Consider the following 15,710-nt stretch of genomic DNA (forward strand, 5'->3'; position numbering starts at 1 on the left):
CTAGTAGACGTGATGTCCAATATTGATGTGAGCGGGACTCGTGTCAACGCCACACGCAGGCGACTGCCCGTCGCCCAGCGAAGGGACGAGATCCTCGCCGCGGCGCAGCGGCTCTTCGGCACGCGTCGCGGTGAGGACGTCACCGTCGACGAGATCGCCTCCGCCGCCGGTGCGTCAAGGGCGCTGGTGTACCGCTACTTCGGCGGGAAGCGGTCGCTGTACCTGCACGCACTGCTGGCCGCCGTCGACGAGCTCGCCCGCGCGGTCGAGCCGCCGCCAGGTCCGCCGCTGGCCCGCCTGAGCTTCGCCGTATCGGGTTACCTCGACTTCGCCGAGCGGCACGCGCACGGCTGCGTCGCTCTGCTGCGCGGGGCCGGTCAGGCCGCTGAGGTCGCCGAGATCGTCAACCGCACCCGCGAGCTGATCGCCGAGCTGGCCTTCGAGGGCCTGGGGTTGGACCGCGCGTGCCCGCGACCGCGCTTGGTGCTCATCGCCTGGGTCGCCGCAGCGGAGGCCATGACGCTGCACTGGCTGGAGCACCGCGACCTGGCCCGCGACGACCTCGCCGGACTGCTCACAGAGAACCTGCTCGCGGTCCTGTCGCCACCGGACCGCGCAGGTACGCCCACAGCACGGGCTTGACCTCCTCCGCCTCCGGCGCCGGGCGACGGTCCGCGTAGTGCGCCGGGCAGCCCTTCAGACCGCGCTCGGCGGCATCGGGGTCCACGACGAACTCCGGCTTGAGGTGGTCGGTGTCGTAGTAGCGGTGGAACACCGGCGTCAGCCCGCCCGACACCGGCGGCACGATCCAGCTCCAGTCGGCGGGGCACTTGCGACCCGCGCGCTCCTCCTTGTCGATGTGCCTGAGGAAGTGCTGCGACTCGGTGTGGTGATCGGTGATCGTCACACCCGCCTCGGCGTAGGAGTGCAGCACCGCGCGGTTGAGCTCCACCAGCGCGCGGTCGCGCCACAGCGTCGTCTCGCTGCTGGTATCCAGTCCCAATCGGTTCGCCAGCTCCGGCAGCATGTTGTAGCGGTCGGCGTCCGCCAGGTTGCGCGCACCGATCTCGGTGCCCATGTACCAGCCGTTGAACGGCGCGGCGGGGTAGGAGACACCGCCGATGACCATGCGCATGTTGCTGATCGCTGGTACCGCGTGCCAACGGAGACCCAGTTCCGTGAACCACGGGTGGTCGGGGTGGGTCAGCCGCACCTCGTCGATCGCCGTCCTCGGCAGCGGGAACAGCCTCGGTCCCTCCTCGGGGGTCTCCACCACCAGCGGCAGCACGTCGAAGCGCCCGCGCTCCCTCGGCTGCTGCCAGCCCATCGACGTCACGGTGCTGGTGAAGTCGACGTAGCGCGGGTCGCCGAGCACCCCGCCGTCGGCGTCGCGGTAGCCCGCGTACCGGATCAGCTGTTCGTTCCAGATCCTCGGCGCGGGCCTGCCGGGCACCTCCGGCGCGAAGATCGTGATCAGCGGGCGCAGCCGCCCCTTGTTGTGGGCCAGCCGCAGGTGCTCGACGCACTGCGTGGCCACCTCGGTCGCACCGCGCACCGCTCGCATGTCGCGCACGCGCAGGCTGCGCCAGTACAACCTGCCGATGCAGCGCGCGGCGTTGCGCCACGCGACCCGCGCGCCGAAGGACAGCTCGGCGGTGGTGTGCTGGTAGGAACCGGTCATCTCGATCTCGGTGCGCACCCAGGCCACTCGGCGCTCGACCGGTCCGGCGTCCGGGTTCTCGCCGTGGAAGATCCTCAGGAACTCCTCGGCCTCGTCGGCGTCAACGACCTGGTCACCGGTGGGTGCCTCGGTCGGTGCCGACATGTGCGGGGGCAGCGCCCAGGTCCCGGCGTGCGCTCCGTTGTCGTCAGCCACCGCGTGAACCTATACGCCCGGTCGATCGGCAGTCACCGCTGATCAGGTAGCCAAAAATCCGAAGATCGCTCACTCTCGGCAGTCGTATCAGGAATGATCACCCTGGTGAGCGAGCTGCGCGACGGCCTCGGCCACGCTCTGCTCACCGCCGGTCACCTCGACCTGGCGGTGCGCCGTTTCCGGGGAATCGAGCAGCTCCAGCAGCACCAGCGCCACGTCCTCCCTGGTGATCGAGCCCCTCGGCAGCTTCTCGGCGATCCGCACCCGCCCGGTCGCAGGCTCGTTGGTCAGCGCGCCCGGTCGCAGCACCGTCCAGTCGAGGTCGCGGCCCCGCACGTCGGCGTCGGCCTCGCTCTTGGCGCGCAGGTACGTGGCGAAGGTCTCGTCCATGTCCGGCGGTGGCGTGATGTCGGCGTTCATCGCGGAGATCATCAGGTACCGCCGGACTCCGGCCAGCTGCGCGCCCTCGGCCAGCAGCGCCGCCGCGTCGCGGTCCACGGTGAGCTTGCGAGCCGAGCCGCTGCCCGGTCCGGCCCCTGCGGCGAAGACCACCGCGTCGGCGCCCCGCACCACGTCAGCGACCTGTTCGGCGCTCGCGGACTCCAGGTCCAGCACGGCGGGTTCGGCCCCGGCGGCCCGGAGGTCGTCGGCGTGGTCGGGGTTGCGGATGATGCCGACCGAGGTGTCCCCGCGCGCGGCGAGGTGGCGTTCCAGGTGCAGGGCGATCTGGCCGTGGCCTCCGGCGATGACGATGCGCATGGCTCCAGGCTAGTGAGGGGTATTCGGATCCACCGCGCCAAACCCTTGAACACTTAGGTATGCCTTGCTTTACTCGGACGGGTCCGTGTTCCAGTGAGGGAAGGCCCGCATGACCGCGACGACCGACAGCGCCGAGGCTCGACCCCGCGAGCGGGTCCTCGGTCGGCCCGAGCAGGTCCTGTCCTACGTCCACTTCCGCGCCCAGGTGCGCGAGGTGCGAAGGCTCACCCCCAACATGGCGCGGGTGACCCTCGGCGGCCCCGATCTCGCCGGGCTGACCAGCGCTGGCAAGGACCAGCGGATCAAGCTGTTCTTCCCGTTGGCCGGTCAGCGGGAGCCCGTGCTGACCAGCGGTCCCAGTTGGTACCAGGACTACCTCGCGCAGCCCGTCGACGTCCGTCCGGTGATGCGCACCTACACGCTGCGCGGCCACCGCCCCGAGCACAACGAGGTCGACGTCGACTTCGTGCTGCACGGCGACACCGGCCCCGCCTCAGCCTGGGTGGCCCGCGCTCAGCGAGGCGACCACGTGGGCCTGCTCGCCCCCAACGCCCTGCACGCCCCCATCCTCGGCTACGAGTACCACCCGGCACCCGGTACCGATTGGCACCTCCTCGCCGGTGATGAGACCGCGCTCCCCGCGATCGGCGGCATCGTCGAGTCCCTGCCCGCCGGAGCCGTCGCGAAGGTCTTCGTCGAGGTCCCCGAGGACGCCGACCGCCAGGACTTCCACACCGCCGCCGATGTCGAGATCACCTGGCTCGCGCACCACCACGGCGAGTCCCGTCTCCTCGACGCCATCCGCCGGGCCGATCTCCCGTCCGGCCAGGCCTACGCGTGGATCGCCGGTGAGTGCACGGTGATCAAGCACGTGCGCCGTCACCTGCTCCGCGAGCGCGGCGTGGCCAAGGACGCCCTCTACTTCTCCGGCTACTGGCGTCGCGGCGCCGACCACGACTCCCTCTGAGTTCCTAGAACGGCGCCGGTTCGGCGATGGGCACCGGGTGCACGTCTTCGGTCTTCCCGTTCGGCGTGGTCCAGGTGTGCGTCCCGTCAGGTTGGTTGGTGCACTTCCAGTTCGAATGCGTCTTCATCCGATGATGGCGCCTGCATTTCGGCCGCAGGTTCTTCAACGTCGTGTTCGTCCCGTCGAACGGGCAGCAGTGGTCCAGGTCGCAGCGATGAGCAGGCTGGTTGCACCCGATCGCCATGCACGTGGGATACCGGGCGGCGATGAGTTCTCGCTGTTGCGGCGACGGCCGGTAGACGTGACTGATCTCTTCAGCCATCCCGGTCATCGGATCAGTCAAGATCCGCTTCCAGATCCCGCCTGCGGCGATGTCCCGGCCGATGCGAGCAGGAATCGGCCCGTAACCACCAAGGATCGCCGGATCGTTGGTCATCCCGAACGCCGAGGTGATGGGCATGGTCAGGTAGACCATCGTCTGACCCTGCGGCGCCGGGGTGTCATGGCCCAACAACAAGTCCCGGGCGACATCGGAGCGTTTCTGGTCCAGGGTCCGGTCATCTTTGGGCAGGGATCGGGCGATGCGGTTGACGTGGTCGTAGACCATGGCGGCGTCGTGGGCGGTCATCATCAGCCGGATGAGGGCCATGCCGTCGTCGAGGTTGATCTTCTCGACCATGCGCTGCTTGCGTTTGGCTTGGAAGCGGCGTTCAGCAGCCTTCGGATCAAGACGGTGGATGAACCGAACCGCGTACTGGCGGGTGGTCGAGTAGGAGTTCTTCTCCGCATGCGCCAACAGAGCTTCTTCGGCGATCGCGGCGTGCACAGCCGAGAGAACTCGGAGCAGGTCGATGATCATGAGCGCTTTGCCCTCATCGACTCGGCCTTCGACCATCGCCTTCAAGACTCCTGGGCGGGAGGTGAGGTCGGTGGCACGGTCGATCAACCAACCCGCTTTCACCCTCGACACGCGCAGTTCACGCATCAACAGCTCTTCAGAGAATTCCCGATCACGAGGTTCAAGATCGGATACATAGTTGAGCAGGGTCACCGAAAACTCAGCTACGGCTTTACCCATGCCCGTGAAGGCCGCTTTAAGGACAGCGTCAGGGTCCATACCTCTATTCTACGTGAATAAAATAGACGATCATGGCTCTAACGGATGAATTGCCAGGCGTCGAACACGCCGAAAACGCAACCCCCACGAAACAGGAAGCCGCAGACGAAACTGGGTCGGCTTTACCTGGGGTGCGCGTGCCATACGCTTCCCAGCGGGGCCGGGATCCATCCCGTGCCCGCCCGGCCTACCACGGCACGCGCGAGGGGCCCCAGGTCAAGCCGACCCCACGCTGGAACCGACGCGGGCTGGAAGCCCAGCCGTCCCCCAGCAGGAAGCCCAGCCGTCCCCGACCCGGAAGCCAGCCGTCCCCCAGCTGGAACCCCCACCCATCCCCGCCCCGAAACCCACAACCTCACACAGAAATAGCCGCCAACTTCCCCCGAAGATAAGCATCGGCCAACACCGGCGGATACTCCCGAACCCCCACCGGCGGTCCCAGCGACGTCACCACCGTCTTCGGCGAACATTCATAGAAGAAGATCAGCGAAACCAGCTCTTCCGCGGGCGCCCGTGGGTCCGGCGGTAGAACCCGGTGTCGCGTCGAACGCCACCGGTCCCCGGTCCACCTGGCCAGCAGGTCCCCGATGTTGATCGTGAACGCCGCCGGGTCGTACGGCGCGTCCACCCACCGGCCGTCCAGTGTGTGCACTTGAAGCCCGCCCAGGCCCATTTCGCGGTCCAGGATGGTCACGGTGCCGAAGTCGGTGTGCGGGCCGATGCGGAACTGGCCGGGCTCGGGTTCGCCGATGTCGGTCATCGGCGGATACCGGTTGATGTTCATGGTGAACGACGGGTGGCGCGTTTCCCGGGTGAAGAAGTCCTCGTCCTTGTCCAGTGCGACGGCGCACACGGTCAGCAGTTCGTCGGCGAGCGCGCGCATTCGGGACAGGTATTCCTGGGCGTGCGCGCGCAGTGACGGGGACTCGGCGGGCCACACGTTGTCCGGGAACCAGAACTCGTCGAGTTCGGCGTCGCCGGTCTTCTCTTCGGAGCCGACCGAATAGGTCTCTTTGAGATCTGGAGGCGTGACGGTGCCCTCGGCGAGCCCGTTGGCCTCGACGCCGGGCGGGAGCCAGCCGCGTTCGCCGACCTTCACGGCGTAGCGCTGCTTCACCGGCTCGGGCTGGGCGAAGAACTCCCTGGCCGAGGCGCGCACCGACGCGCGCAGCTCGGCGGGAACGCCGTGGCCGGTCACCAGGAGGAAACCCGACTCGCGCAGCGCACTGTCCACTGTGGACGCTACGGCGCGACGGTCGGACTCCGAACCGTGGAACCAGGGTTCGAGGTCGATGCTGGGGACGTCGTCGTGGGGAACAGTCATGGCCACCCTCCGCTCGCGGGACCCGCTCCGACATTCTGCCCAGAACCGAAGCCGGGGCAAGGAAACGTTGAACCACCGGGTTGTGCTCGCGCCGGTCCCCGGGCGAGTTTGCCGGTCGTACGAGCGAAAGGACCACCCGAAGATGAAGCGCGCGCTCCTGTCCGCGGCACTGGCCGTCGTGGTGACCGTCGGCCTGGCGAGCCCGGCGTCGGCCGAGGCGATCGCCAGGTTCTCCAGCGCGGACGGCTGGGCCAAGGGCTCGGTGACCTGGGGCAAGTCCAGCTACATGCACTACCCGATGACGCTGTCCGTCGAATTCCACCCGGCGCCGGGGCACGGCCGCGTCGGCGTGCAGGTGGAGGTCGCGCTGCGCGCCCAGCCGAACTACTCGTGGAAGTACTTCGCGGGCCCTGATTCCCACGCCGGGAGCCGGACGCAGCGGATGGTCTACGAGACGGTCACGCCGGTCACCGGCATCAAGCTCCGCGTCTGCCGCCACCTGCTGGACGGCACCGACAAGTGCGGCAAGCCGACCAGGTTCTACCGCTCCTGACACGACAACGGCCCGGGTGCGCGACACCCGGGCCGTCTTGCAGGACAAGGACTAGTGCACCGCGAGCAGGTCCACCACGAAGATCAGCGTCTCGCCGGGCTTGATCACGCCGCCCGCGCCGCGGTCGCCGTAGCCGAGGTGCGCCGGGATGACGAGGTGACGGCGCCCGCCGACCTTCATCCCCTGCACGCCCCGGTCCCAGCCCGCGATGACGCGGCCGCCGCCGAGCGGGAACTCGAAGGTCTCGCCGCGGTCCCAGGACGCGTCGAACTGCTCGCCGGTGGAGTGCGACACCCCGACGTAGTGCACGCTGACGAGCCTGCCCGCCGTCGCCTCGTCGCCTTCGCCGACGACGAGGTCGGTGGCGACCAGGTCAGCGGGCGCGTCGCCCTCGTACTTGTCGACCTCGGGCTTCTCCAGGGCCATGCCGGCTCCTCCTGTGCTGTTGCCGTCCAGTGCTGAGCCCCCATCATGCGGTGTGGGCCGAGCGGGACGCGTACCGGGTTCGTCTTCACGTTAATTAACTCGATCGAGGTAGTTTTCCCCGGCGTGTTGTGGTCCACTCGTGCGGCCTCGATGAATTGCCGCGACGGCGAGCATGATGAATAACATGAAAATCGCATGACAAAGGGTACTTGAGATTCATGACCGATGGCCCGGTCTGCGCGAACGACGAGTGGGTATTCCTTTAACATGAGCACGCGACGTGTCTCCGCGATCCTGCTGTCCGCCCTTCTCCTGATGGCTGTCGGCTGCGCTGGACCGCTCGGTCCGGGCGGGGACGACGGCGCTGTTCTGCGCACAACCGCCGGAACACTGCGCGGAATCGTGACGTCCGAACACCGCGCCTTCTCCGGCATTCCCTACGCCGCCGCGCCCTCCGGCCCGCTGCGCTGGCGTTCGCCGCAGCCCGCCGAGTCCTGGGCCGGAGTCCGCGATGCGACCAAGCCCGGCAACGCGTGCCCACAGGAGTCCACCGCGTACGCGCAGTCCGACAGCTCCACCGAGGACTGCCTGTTCCTCAACGTGACCGCGCCGCGTTCGGCGACCCCGCGCGCGCCGAAGCCGACCATGGTGTGGGTGCACGGGGACGGAGTCGTCGGCGCGGGAAGCTACTTCGACGCGCGTCAGCTCTCCAAGACCGGCGACGTGGTCGTGGTGACGATCAACTACCGGCTCGGTGTGTTCGGCGGCTTCGCCCACCCCGGGTTGAGGGACTCCGGTTCATTCGGGTTGCAGGACCAGCAGGCCGCGCTGCGCTGGGTGCGGGACAACATCCGCGAGTTCGGCGGCGACCCGGGCAACGTGACGCTCTTCGGCGAGTCCTACGGCGCGCTGGCCACCTCCGCGCACCTGACCGCGCCGGCCTCGAAGGGCCTGTTCCACCGGGCGATCGTGCAGAGCGGGTTCGCGCTGATGGACCTGCCCGCCGCGACGATGATGCCCGACCTGCCCGCGATCGAGTGGTACGGCTGGCGCTCGCTCGCCGAAGCCGAGGGAGACGGAGCCAGGATCGCCGCCGAAGCGGGCTGCGCGGACCCCGTACGAGCGCTGGACTGCCTGCGCGCGCTGCCGGTGGCGAGACTGCTCCCGCAGATGAAGCTGTTCCAGCCGCTGGCCTTCGGCACGACGGCACTGCCGGAGCTTCCCGCCAAGGTGCTCCGCGAAGGCCGGGCGCAGCCGGTTCCGGTGATCACCGGCACCACTCGCGACGAGCACACCGCCTTCGTCGGGCTCTTTCACGACATGCTCGGCAAACCTGTTACGCCGCAAAGGTTCCCGCAGTTGGTCGCCGAGGCGTACGGGGCTCGCGCTCCTAAGATCATCGCGAACTACCCGCTCTCCGACTACGCCTCGCCGAGCGTGGCGTGGGCGGCGTTGCTGACCGACGGGATGTGGGCGCGGGCGAACTTCGAGCAGGCGGGGCTGTTCTCCGGGAAGGCGCCGACCTACCTCTACTCCTTCGCCGACCGCGGCGCGCCGATGTACCTGCCGCTGCCGCCGAGCCTGCCGCCGGGCGCCTTCCACGCCGCCGACGTGCCGTACCTCTTCCGCGACGCCGACTTCGAGGGCCGGATCACTCCCGCGCAGCGCACGCTCTCCGCGGACATGATGCGGTACTGGGCGAACTTCGCGCGCTCGGCGGATCCCAACGGGCCGTCGTTGCCGAGGTGGGAGCCGTTCAGCGCGGGGGAGTCCGCGCAGCAGCTCGCGCCGGGTGAGCGCAACATCGGGCGGGTCGACTACGCGGCCCAGCACAAGCTGGCTTTCTGGAACTCCCTGAGGTGATCCACTCGCTACCCAGCGTAGTGAGAAGTGATTACCTTGTGTGACTGCGGCGACAAAAGGGCTGTTCGAGCGCGTTCGCGGGTTCTACTTGGCGAGAAATCGCAGCATTTGGTTAGAGCCTGACAAGGAAGTTCATGCGCCGCTCGCTCTCCTCCGCCCTGGTCACCGCCCTCGCCGCGGTCGTGCTCGCCGGGACGGCGATCCCCGCCGAGGCCATCGGGCCCCGGCACACCTTCGCCAGCCCGTCGCCGTCCTACAAGCGCGTCGACTCCAACGGCACCTTCACCGCGCAGGTCAGCGCGAGGTGGATGGCCAACGACGCCGTGACGATGCCGTGGTCCTTCACCGTCTCGCCCAAGATCCGCGCCATCGCGGCGGGCCGGATGACCTGCAAGGCCGGGCACATGCAGCTGCCGTACTCCGACCACCACGCCAACATCGCGGTGACCTACACCTGGCACTCGTCGGTCCCGAGGAACGCGCGCAACAAGAACTACGACCTGTGGGGCCACTGCGCGTTCCCGGTCAACGTCGGCGGCAAGACCGGCATGGCGAACCTGCGCTTCTCCTTCGCCTACCGGGTGAGCGGCCCCGCGCAGCGCTCGGCCGTGCTCGCCCAGGCCGAAGAAGCAACCACCGAGTTCAGCAGCGAGTTGACGATCTCCTGAGCCGCTAGCCCGGTGCGCTGAACGTCTCGCGGTGCACCGGGCCGGGCAGGCGGCGCGCGCTGGGGGAGCCCAGCGCGCGGGAGATTCCCCTGGCCGCCGCTCGCACGGCGGGCAGCAGCGCGTAGGCGTCGCCGTCCTCCGAGGGCACAACGACGGAGATCGCCGCGACCACCGCGTCGTCGTGATCGTGCACGGGGGCCGCGACGGACACGGCGATGAGCTCGATCTGGCCGTCGCTGATCGCGAAGCCCTGGCGCCGCACATCGGCGAGCACCCGCCGCAGCTCGGCTCCACTCGGGATCGTCCTGTCGGTGAACCGCTTGAGCGGCAAGGAGATCGCGGACTCCTGGATCTCGTGCGGCGCGTGCGCGAGCAGCACCAGCCCCACCCCGGTCGCGTACGCCGGGAGCCGTCCGCCGACGCGGGTGACCACGTGCACGGCCTCGCGGCCGGACAGGCGCTCCAGGAACACCGCGTCGTTGCCGTCGAGCACGGCGAGCTGCACGTTCTGGTGCGTCGCCTCGTACAGGTCCTCCAGGAACGGCATCGCCGTCTCGCGCAGGCCGAGCCCGCGCGGGGCCAGCGCGCCGATCTCCCACAGCCGCAAGCCGATCTGGTAGCCGCCCGCGCTGTCGCGCTCCAGGCCTCCCCACGCGGTCAGCTCGCCGACCAGGCGGTGCGCGGTGGTCAGCGGCAGGCCCGTGCGCCGGGCGATCTCCGACAACGTCAGCCGCGTGCTGCCGGGGCTGAACGCCTCCAGCACGCTGAGCAGCCGCGCGGAGACGCTCGGCGGTGGGCTCGGCATCGCGGTGCCTTTCGTCGGTGGGAGACTGCCGGGGCTTCCGGTGAACGGAAGATCTCTGTGCGCGGGGGAAGTGTTGCCAGCACCCTTGGCGCACCGCAAGCCCTTCTCGCGCCGGAGGTCTCATGGCCACGCAGGACCAGGTCCAGCTCGACGCACGGTGGGTCCTCCCGCTGTGCTGGAGCGCAGTGCTGCTCGACGGCTTCGACCTCGTGGTACTCGGTACCGTCTTGCCGACGCTGCTGGACGGGGCCGTGTGGGGGCTGACCCCGGCGAGCGCCTCGGTGGTCTCGACGGTCGGCCTGCTCGGCATGATGGTCGGGGCGCTGGTGATCGGGACGGTCACCGACCAGATCGGCAGGCGCAGGGCCCTGGTCTTCGCCGTCGCGGGATTCTCTTTGTGCACGGCGCTGTGCGCGGTCGCGCCGTCGGCGGAGGTGTTCGGGCTGCTGAGGTTCTTGGCGGGCATCGGGCTCGGCGGCTGCCTGCCGACGGCGATCACCCTGGTCACCGAGCAGGCGAGGGAGGGCCGGGTCAGCGGAACCACGACGATCATGACCGGCTACCACGTCGGCGCGGTGCTCACGGCGCTGCTGGGCATCGTGGTCATCCCGAGCCTGGGGTGGCGGGCGATGTTCCTGATCGGTGCCGCGCCCGCCCTCGTGCTGGTACCTCTCATGATCGGTCACCTTCCCGAGTCGGAGTCGTTCTCCCGCAACCGGTCCAGCTCCTCGCTGGCCACCATCGCGTCGTTGTTCCGCGACGGGCGCGGCCGGTCGACCGTGGCGTTCTGGGCGGCCTCGTTCATGGGACTGCTGCTGGTCTACGGCCTGAACACGTGGCTGCCGCAGATCATGCGCGCGGCCGGCTACGAGCTCGGCGACGCGCTCGGTCTGTTGCTGACGTTGAACATCGGCGCGATCGTCGGCCTGCTCGTCGCCGGTTCGATCGCCGACCGCCTCGGCGTGCGCCGCTCCGGGATCGCGTGGTTCTCCGTCGCGGCGCTCGCGCTCGCGCTGCTCAGCGTTCGCCTGCCGCAGTTCGGTGTCTACGCGGCGGTGTTCGCAGCCGGGTTCTTCGTGTTCAGCTCGCAGGTCCTCGTGTACGCCTGCATCGGGCGGGTCTACCCGGCGGACAACCGTGCCACGGCGCTGGGTTGGGCTGCCGGGGTCGGCAGGATCGGCGCGATCTCCGGGCCCCTGCTCGGCGGCGCGTTGCTCACCGCCGGGCTCGCATACCCTTGGGGTTTCTACGCTTTCGCGGTGGTGGGCGCGTTCGGCGCGGTGGCGTTGCTCGGCGTCGGCAAGGCCCACCAACGGAAGTAGGGTCTGCTTCGAGAACTCTTCATCGGCCCGCGCGTTCATCCTGCGAGGTTCCGGGTACCCGGCTAGCGTTGCCGGCTTCGATCGCCGAGATCCCCGGAAGGGAGAGCGGAATGCTCGTCTTCACCCCCACGGCCATCGAGGTCGTCCGCACCATCACCTCCGCCGAGGGGGTGCCCGATGGATCAGGACTGCGGATCGCCGCCACCACCGACGGCGGCCAGCCCGGAGCGCTGGAGATGTCGATCACCCCGGGGCCCGAGGAGGACGACCAGGTGCTCGCGGGCGAGGGCACGCACGTCTTCCTCGACCCGCTCGCCGCGGTCTACCTCGACGACAAGATCCTCGACGCCGAGGTCACCGACGACGGCCAGGTCGCTTTCGCCCTCGGAGAGCAGCAGGAACAGCCCACCGAGGAAGCCCCCGCGCCCTGACCCGCCCTCCGTTTCGTACGCATGGCGGAGCTTGTGACCCCTGTGCGTACGAAACGGACAAGAGGTGTCTAGTTCGGCGTGCGGCCCAGGAAGGCCAGCAGCCGCTCGCCCGGGGTCGCGTCGTCGCTGACCGGGTTCTCCGAGCCGAACATGCCGGACAGGCGCACGCGCCGTTCGTGCTCCTTCATGGCGCGCAAGCACTCCGTGGCCAGTGCGTCGTCGAGCGTGTACTCCACCTCCGCCGCGCGCGCCAGGTCCCACGCGTGCACGAGCGGTTCGACCAGTCCACTGTCCAAGATCTCGTCCACAGTGGACGGTCCGCCGGGATAGGTGGACACCGGGCGCTGCGCGAGACCGGGTTCGGCGAGCGCGGTGCCGACCTCGGCGTAGGTGGCGCGCCACGCTCCGCGCGGGTCGTCGCCGATCCTGGCCGCCGGGTCCTCGTCCGGCATGCTAGGCCGCTTCCCGGCGATCCACGCGAACAGCATGTCCTGCGAGCTCAGGACGTGGCCGACGAGATCGCGCGCGGTCCAGCCCCGGCACGGGGACGCGGCGGTCCACCGGTCCTCGGGCACCGCCCCCGCCACCGCGTCGAATCCCGCCATGGCCCGCTGGTACCGCGCAACCGCGTCGCTCACCGTGCTCCTTCCGCCGCTTCGAGTGCGCGCAAGATTATGCGACCGGCAAAACGCGATGGCCTCTCGTCTCCTGGCTGAGTGGCAGAGTTGGCGCTCTGACAACGGAAAGCCTCAATCTGTTCACTCTTCGGAGAAGATTGAAAGGCTCCCTTCCCTCGATATGGCGACATCCGGACACTCTCCGTCAACGTCGGGGAGAGGACACCGCCTGTGCTTGCCACCCGGAGAAGTCGCTGGAGTTCACTGGCCGTCTCGTTGGGCGTCGTCGCCGCGGTCGTGCTGGTCCAAGGTCCCACCACCGCGAGCGCGGCCACCCCGCTCACCGTCGCCCAGGCGATGGGTCAGCAGAACGGCTCCTCCGCGACCGTGCGCGGCTACGTCGTCGGTCAACCGACCGCCGCCTCCACGGTGTTGCGCTCGAACTTCACCGGTGACACCGCCATCGCGCTGGCCGACACGGCGGGCGAGACCGCGACCTCGCGGATGCTCTACGTCCAGATCACCTCGTCGTTCCGGGCCGCCTACGGCCTGAGGAGCACGCCGAGCCTGCTGGGCAAGCGGCTGGACGTCACCGGCAAGCTCGGCCCGTACTTCAGCCACGCCGGGCTGACCTCGCCGACCGCGATCGCGCCGAGCGGGCCGACCACGCCGACGACCACTCCGCCACCGACCACTCCGCCACCGACCACGAGCCCGCCGCCGGTCGGCGCCGACGACTACTACAAGGACGCGATCGGCAAGACCGGCCCCGCGTTGAAGACCGCGCTGCACACCATCATCAAGACCAACACCAAGCTCTCCTACGACCAGGTGTGGGAAGCGCTCAAGGTCACCGACGAGGACCCGAACAACAGCGCCAACGTGATGCTGTTCTACGAGAACCGGTCGCTGAGCAAGGCCGCCAGCGGTGGCAACCCCGACAACTGGAACCGCGAGCACGTCTGGGCCAAGTCCCACGGCAACTTCGGTACCGCGACCGGACCCGGTACCGACATCCACCACCTGCGCCCGACCGACGTCTCGGTGAACTCCACGCGCGGCAACAAGGACTTCGACATGGGCGGCTCGCCCGTGTCCGAGGCGCCCGGCAACCGCACCGACGAGGACTCGTGGGAGCCCGCCGACCACGCCAAGGGCGACGTCGCTCGGATGATCTTCTACATGGCGGTGCGCTACGCGGGCGGCGACGGCTTCCCCGACCTCGAGGTCAACGACACCGTCAACAACGGCACGAACCCGTTCATGGGCAAGCTGTCGGTGCTGAAGCAGTGGAGCGAGCAGGACAAGCCGGACGCCTTCGAGAAGAAGCGCAACCAGCTCATCTTCGACCGCTTCCAGCACAACAGGAACCCGTTCATCGACCACCCCGAGTGGGTCAGTCTGATCTGGCCCTGACGTACACCCACAGCCCGTCGACGCGGACGAAGTCGCTGTTCTCGCGCAGTTCGCCGGCACGACCTCGGACGCGGTAGCTCGCGACGAACTCGACGGTGCCTTCGGTGTGGAACACCCCGCCGCCGGTGGTGGACAGGATCTGCAGTCCCGTCCACCGCTGGCGCGGATCGAAGTCCACTGTGGACGGACGACTTCGAGGGTGCCAGGTGCGCAGCAGGTAGGCCTCGTCGGAGACGGCGAAGGCGCTGTAGCGCGAACGCATCAGCTGCTCGGCCGTCGACGCGGCGGCGCTTCCGGAGTGCAGGGCACCGCAGCACTCGTCGTAGGACTTGTCGAGCCCGCACGGGCAGGTCATGGCCACGCCCTGATTCTCACAGCACGCGCTGGTACACCGAGACGCACTTCGGCGAGACCTGGGTGAACGGCCGCTGCGCGTAGTCCTCGTAGCGCTCGGTCAGGCGCAGCGCCACGTTGCGCCCCAGCAGGTCCAGCTCCTCCGGCCGGGGGATGCGCGTCGGCCTGCCCCAGGACGTCGGATCGGGCAGTGCGCCCTCGATGATCAGCCTGCCGTCCGCCGAGAGCCGTTGGGCCACCGCGCCGAAGCACTTCGCCCACGCCACGCGGTCCGGCAGCGCGGCCAGCGTGTCGCACGCGATCAGCACGCACCCGAACGGGGCGGTGATCGGCGGTTCGGTCATGCACCCCTCGAACACGGTGACCAGCCGCTCGGGGTCCTTCGCCCGCAGCCGCGCCAACATCGAGGCGGAGGCGTCCACCCCGTAGGCGCGCACCCCCGCCTTCGCCAGCGGGATCGCCAGTCGGCCCGTCCCGACACCCAGTTCCAACAGGACCCCGGGATCAGCCCTGGTCCTGACGAAGTCGACGAGCGTGGGGATGTCGTCCCGGTCCGCGTGCAGCCGGTCGTAGGCCCGCGCGAACGCCTCGCCGTGGCCGGTTCTGGTGGACAACCGCTCTCCTCGTACCTCGGGCCGCTGATCTTGATCGTGGCGGCACGACGGCACTGTTGACAATTCCCCCTCACTGGATCGTGGTCACCTCGCTGAGTTCTCCGTCACACGTGGTTAGCTCGGCCCATGGTGCGGCGAAGCGCGGGAATCCTGGTGTTCCGCTCGGCGGAGGAGGGGCCCGAGGTCCTCCTCGGCCACATGGGCGGGCCCTTCTGGGCGCGCAAGGACGCGGGCGCGTGGTCGCTGCCCAAGGGCGAGTACGGCGACGACGAGACACCGGAGACCGCGGCCCGGCGCGAGTTCGCCGAGGAACTCGGTCTCAGCGTGCCGGAGGGCGAACTGGTCCCGCTGGGCGAGGTGAAGCAGTCCGGCGGCAAGCAGGTCACCGCGTGGGCCGTGCGCGGCGACCTCGACCCGGCCGACGTCGTCCCCGGCACGTTCACCATGGAGTGGCCCAAGGGCTCCGGGACCGTGCGGGAGTTCCCCGAGGTCGACCGCGTCGCCTGGTTCCCCCTCGCCGAGGCCAGGGAGAAAATCGTTGGCGGACAACGCGTTTTCCTGGACCGCCTGGAAGAGGTCCTGGACTGAGTGATCGCAT

At 69.1% G+C, this 15,710-nt stretch carries 18 protein-coding genes; 9 read left to right on the top strand and 9 right to left on the bottom strand.

Annotated elements, in window-relative coordinates; genetic code table 11:
- Window positions 1–27 precede the first annotated feature (27 nt).
- Window positions 28–642 (top strand): TetR/AcrR family transcriptional regulator, encoded by a 615-nt coding sequence (locus ABD798_RS14135; RefSeq protein WP_344874704.1) that lies wholly within the window; start codon window positions 28–30, stop codon window positions 640–642.
- Here ABD798_RS14135 and ABD798_RS14140 read toward each other — a convergent pair.
- Together ABD798_RS14140 and ABD798_RS14145 are read right to left on the bottom strand one after the other, a co-directional pair.
- Window positions 575–1,825: a nitric oxide synthase oxygenase gene (locus tag ABD798_RS14140; RefSeq protein WP_344874979.1), complete on the bottom strand. Its 1,251-nt coding sequence runs from the start codon at window positions 1,823–1,825 to the stop codon at window positions 575–577. The genes ABD798_RS14135 and ABD798_RS14140 overlap by 68 nt on opposite strands.
- A 138-nt stretch (window positions 1,826–1,963) precedes the next feature.
- Window positions 1,964–2,635 (bottom strand): SDR family oxidoreductase, encoded by a 672-nt coding sequence (locus ABD798_RS14145; protein WP_344874706.1) that lies wholly within the window; start codon window positions 2,633–2,635, stop codon window positions 1,964–1,966.
- A gap of 109 nt (window positions 2,636–2,744) precedes the next feature.
- Between ABD798_RS14145 and ABD798_RS14150 the strand changes: the two genes are divergently transcribed.
- Window positions 2,745–3,602 (top strand): siderophore-interacting protein, encoded by an 858-nt coding sequence (locus ABD798_RS14150; RefSeq protein WP_344874708.1) that lies wholly within the window; start codon window positions 2,745–2,747, stop codon window positions 3,600–3,602.
- A 4-nt stretch (window positions 3,603–3,606) separates the two neighbouring features.
- Here ABD798_RS14150 and ABD798_RS14155 read toward each other — a convergent pair whose 3' ends face one another.
- Together ABD798_RS14155 and ABD798_RS14160 are read right to left on the bottom strand one after the other, a co-directional pair.
- Window positions 3,607–4,719 (bottom strand): HNH endonuclease signature motif containing protein, encoded by a 1,113-nt coding sequence (locus ABD798_RS14155; protein WP_344874710.1) that lies wholly within the window; start codon window positions 4,717–4,719, stop codon window positions 3,607–3,609.
- A gap of 355 nt (window positions 4,720–5,074) precedes the next feature.
- On the bottom strand, window positions 5,075–6,043 hold the full coding sequence (locus tag ABD798_RS14160) for an isopenicillin N synthase family dioxygenase (RefSeq protein WP_344874713.1): 969 nt from the start codon (window positions 6,041–6,043) through the stop codon (window positions 5,075–5,077).
- 142 nt (window positions 6,044–6,185) lie between these two features.
- Between ABD798_RS14160 and ABD798_RS14165 the strand changes: the two genes are divergently transcribed.
- Window positions 6,186–6,596: a hypothetical protein gene (locus tag ABD798_RS14165; RefSeq protein WP_344874715.1), complete on the top strand. Its 411-nt coding sequence runs from the start codon at window positions 6,186–6,188 to the stop codon at window positions 6,594–6,596.
- A 51-nt stretch (window positions 6,597–6,647) separates the two neighbouring features.
- Here the strand turns inward: ABD798_RS14165 and ABD798_RS14170 are convergent, their stop codons facing one another.
- Window positions 6,648–7,022, bottom strand: a complete 375-nt coding sequence (locus ABD798_RS14170; protein ID WP_344874717.1) for an FKBP-type peptidyl-prolyl cis-trans isomerase — start codon at window positions 7,020–7,022, stop codon at window positions 6,648–6,650.
- Between the two features lie 267 nt (window positions 7,023–7,289).
- Between ABD798_RS14170 and ABD798_RS14175 the strand changes: the two genes are divergently transcribed.
- The gene (locus ABD798_RS14175) at window positions 7,290–8,885 is read left to right on the top strand and encodes a carboxylesterase/lipase family protein (protein WP_344874719.1); all 1,596 of its coding nucleotides are present in this window, start codon (window positions 7,290–7,292) and stop codon (window positions 8,883–8,885) included.
- Between the two features lie 134 nt (window positions 8,886–9,019).
- Window positions 9,020–9,553: a hypothetical protein gene (locus tag ABD798_RS14180; protein WP_344874721.1), complete on the top strand. Its 534-nt coding sequence runs from the start codon at window positions 9,020–9,022 to the stop codon at window positions 9,551–9,553.
- A 4-nt stretch (window positions 9,554–9,557) separates the two neighbouring features.
- Here ABD798_RS14180 and ABD798_RS14185 read toward each other — a convergent pair whose 3' ends face one another.
- Complete coding sequence (locus ABD798_RS14185; RefSeq protein ID WP_344874723.1) at window positions 9,558–10,358, bottom strand: IclR family transcriptional regulator; 801 nt, start codon at window positions 10,356–10,358, stop codon at window positions 9,558–9,560.
- A 122-nt stretch (window positions 10,359–10,480) separates the two neighbouring features.
- Between ABD798_RS14185 and ABD798_RS14190 the strand changes: the two genes are divergently transcribed.
- Both ABD798_RS14190 and ABD798_RS14195 read left to right on the top strand, forming a co-directional pair.
- Entirely contained in the window at window positions 10,481–11,680 is a 1,200-nt protein-coding gene (locus ABD798_RS14190) for an MFS transporter (protein WP_344874725.1), read from the top strand.
- 110 nt (window positions 11,681–11,790) lie between these two features.
- Window positions 11,791–12,111 carry a hypothetical protein gene (locus ABD798_RS14195; RefSeq protein WP_344874727.1) on the top strand — a complete coding sequence of 107 codons (321 nt, stop codon included), beginning with the start codon at window positions 11,791–11,793 and terminating at the stop codon, window positions 12,109–12,111.
- Window positions 12,112–12,179: 68 nt separating this feature from the next.
- On the opposite strand, the gene ABD798_RS14200 is transcribed toward ABD798_RS14195, so the two are convergent.
- Window positions 12,180–12,749: a TIGR03086 family metal-binding protein gene (locus ABD798_RS14200; protein ID WP_344874729.1), complete on the bottom strand. Its 570-nt coding sequence runs from the start codon at window positions 12,747–12,749 to the stop codon at window positions 12,180–12,182.
- 276 nt (window positions 12,750–13,025) lie between these two features.
- Here ABD798_RS14200 and ABD798_RS14205 point away from each other — a divergent pair, with 276 nt between their 5' ends.
- The gene (locus ABD798_RS14205; RefSeq protein ID WP_344874981.1) at window positions 13,026–14,144 is read left to right on the top strand and encodes an endonuclease; all 1,119 of its coding nucleotides are present in this window, start codon (window positions 13,026–13,028) and stop codon (window positions 14,142–14,144) included.
- Here the strand turns inward: ABD798_RS14205 and ABD798_RS14210 are convergent.
- Together ABD798_RS14210 and ABD798_RS14215 are read right to left on the bottom strand one after the other, a co-directional pair.
- Window positions 14,125–14,499: a YchJ family protein gene (locus tag ABD798_RS14210; RefSeq protein ID WP_344874983.1), complete on the bottom strand. Its 375-nt coding sequence runs from the start codon at window positions 14,497–14,499 to the stop codon at window positions 14,125–14,127. The two genes, ABD798_RS14205 and ABD798_RS14210, sit on opposite strands and share 20 nt — an antisense overlap.
- 16 nt (window positions 14,500–14,515) lie before the next feature.
- On the bottom strand, window positions 14,516–15,112 hold the full coding sequence (locus ABD798_RS14215; RefSeq protein WP_344874731.1) for a class I SAM-dependent methyltransferase: 597 nt from the start codon (window positions 15,110–15,112) through the stop codon (window positions 14,516–14,518).
- Window positions 15,113–15,238: 126 nt separating this feature from the next.
- On the opposite strand from ABD798_RS14215, the gene ABD798_RS14220 reads away from it, so the two are divergent.
- Complete coding sequence (locus ABD798_RS14220; RefSeq protein ID WP_344874733.1) at window positions 15,239–15,700, top strand: NUDIX hydrolase; 462 nt, start codon at window positions 15,239–15,241, stop codon at window positions 15,698–15,700.
- The last annotated feature ends 10 nt before the right edge of the window (window positions 15,701–15,710 follow it).

This window comes from Allokutzneria multivorans (assembly GCF_039537405.1).
Classification (GTDB): domain Bacteria; phylum Actinomycetota; class Actinomycetes; order Mycobacteriales; family Pseudonocardiaceae; genus Allokutzneria; species Allokutzneria multivorans.

Excerpts from the sequence above, each read along its gene's own strand:
- ABD798_RS14155 (WP_344874710.1), bottom strand. The coding sequence starts at position 4,719 with ATGGACCCTGACGCTGTCCTTAAAGCGGCCTTCACGGGCATGGGTAAA.
- ABD798_RS14185 (WP_344874723.1), bottom strand. The coding sequence starts at position 10,358 with ATGCCGAGCCCACCGCCGAGCGTCTCCGCGCGGCTGCTCAGCGTGCTG.
- ABD798_RS14170 (WP_344874717.1), bottom strand. The coding sequence starts at position 7,022 with ATGGCCCTGGAGAAGCCCGAGGTCGACAAGTACGAGGGCGACGCGCCC.
- ABD798_RS14195 (WP_344874727.1), top strand. The coding sequence starts at position 11,791 with ATGCTCGTCTTCACCCCCACGGCCATCGAGGTCGTCCGCACCATCACC.
- ABD798_RS14160 (WP_344874713.1), bottom strand. The coding sequence starts at position 6,043 with ATGACTGTTCCCCACGACGACGTCCCCAGCATCGACCTCGAACCCTGG.
- ABD798_RS14165 (WP_344874715.1), top strand. The coding sequence starts at position 6,186 with ATGAAGCGCGCGCTCCTGTCCGCGGCACTGGCCGTCGTGGTGACCGTC.
- ABD798_RS14150 (WP_344874708.1), top strand. The coding sequence starts at position 2,745 with ATGACCGCGACGACCGACAGCGCCGAGGCTCGACCCCGCGAGCGGGTC.
- ABD798_RS14140 (WP_344874979.1), bottom strand. The coding sequence starts at position 1,825 with ATGTCGGCACCGACCGAGGCACCCACCGGTGACCAGGTCGTTGACGCC.
- ABD798_RS14145 (WP_344874706.1), bottom strand. The coding sequence starts at position 2,635 with ATGCGCATCGTCATCGCCGGAGGCCACGGCCAGATCGCCCTGCACCTG.
- ABD798_RS14180 (WP_344874721.1), top strand. The coding sequence starts at position 9,020 with ATGCGCCGCTCGCTCTCCTCCGCCCTGGTCACCGCCCTCGCCGCGGTC.
- ABD798_RS14220 (WP_344874733.1), top strand. The coding sequence starts at position 15,239 with ATGGTGCGGCGAAGCGCGGGAATCCTGGTGTTCCGCTCGGCGGAGGAG.
- ABD798_RS14190 (WP_344874725.1), top strand. The coding sequence starts at position 10,481 with ATGGCCACGCAGGACCAGGTCCAGCTCGACGCACGGTGGGTCCTCCCG.
- ABD798_RS14210 (WP_344874983.1), bottom strand. The coding sequence starts at position 14,499 with ATGACCTGCCCGTGCGGGCTCGACAAGTCCTACGACGAGTGCTGCGGT.
- ABD798_RS14175 (WP_344874719.1), top strand. The coding sequence starts at position 7,290 with ATGAGCACGCGACGTGTCTCCGCGATCCTGCTGTCCGCCCTTCTCCTG.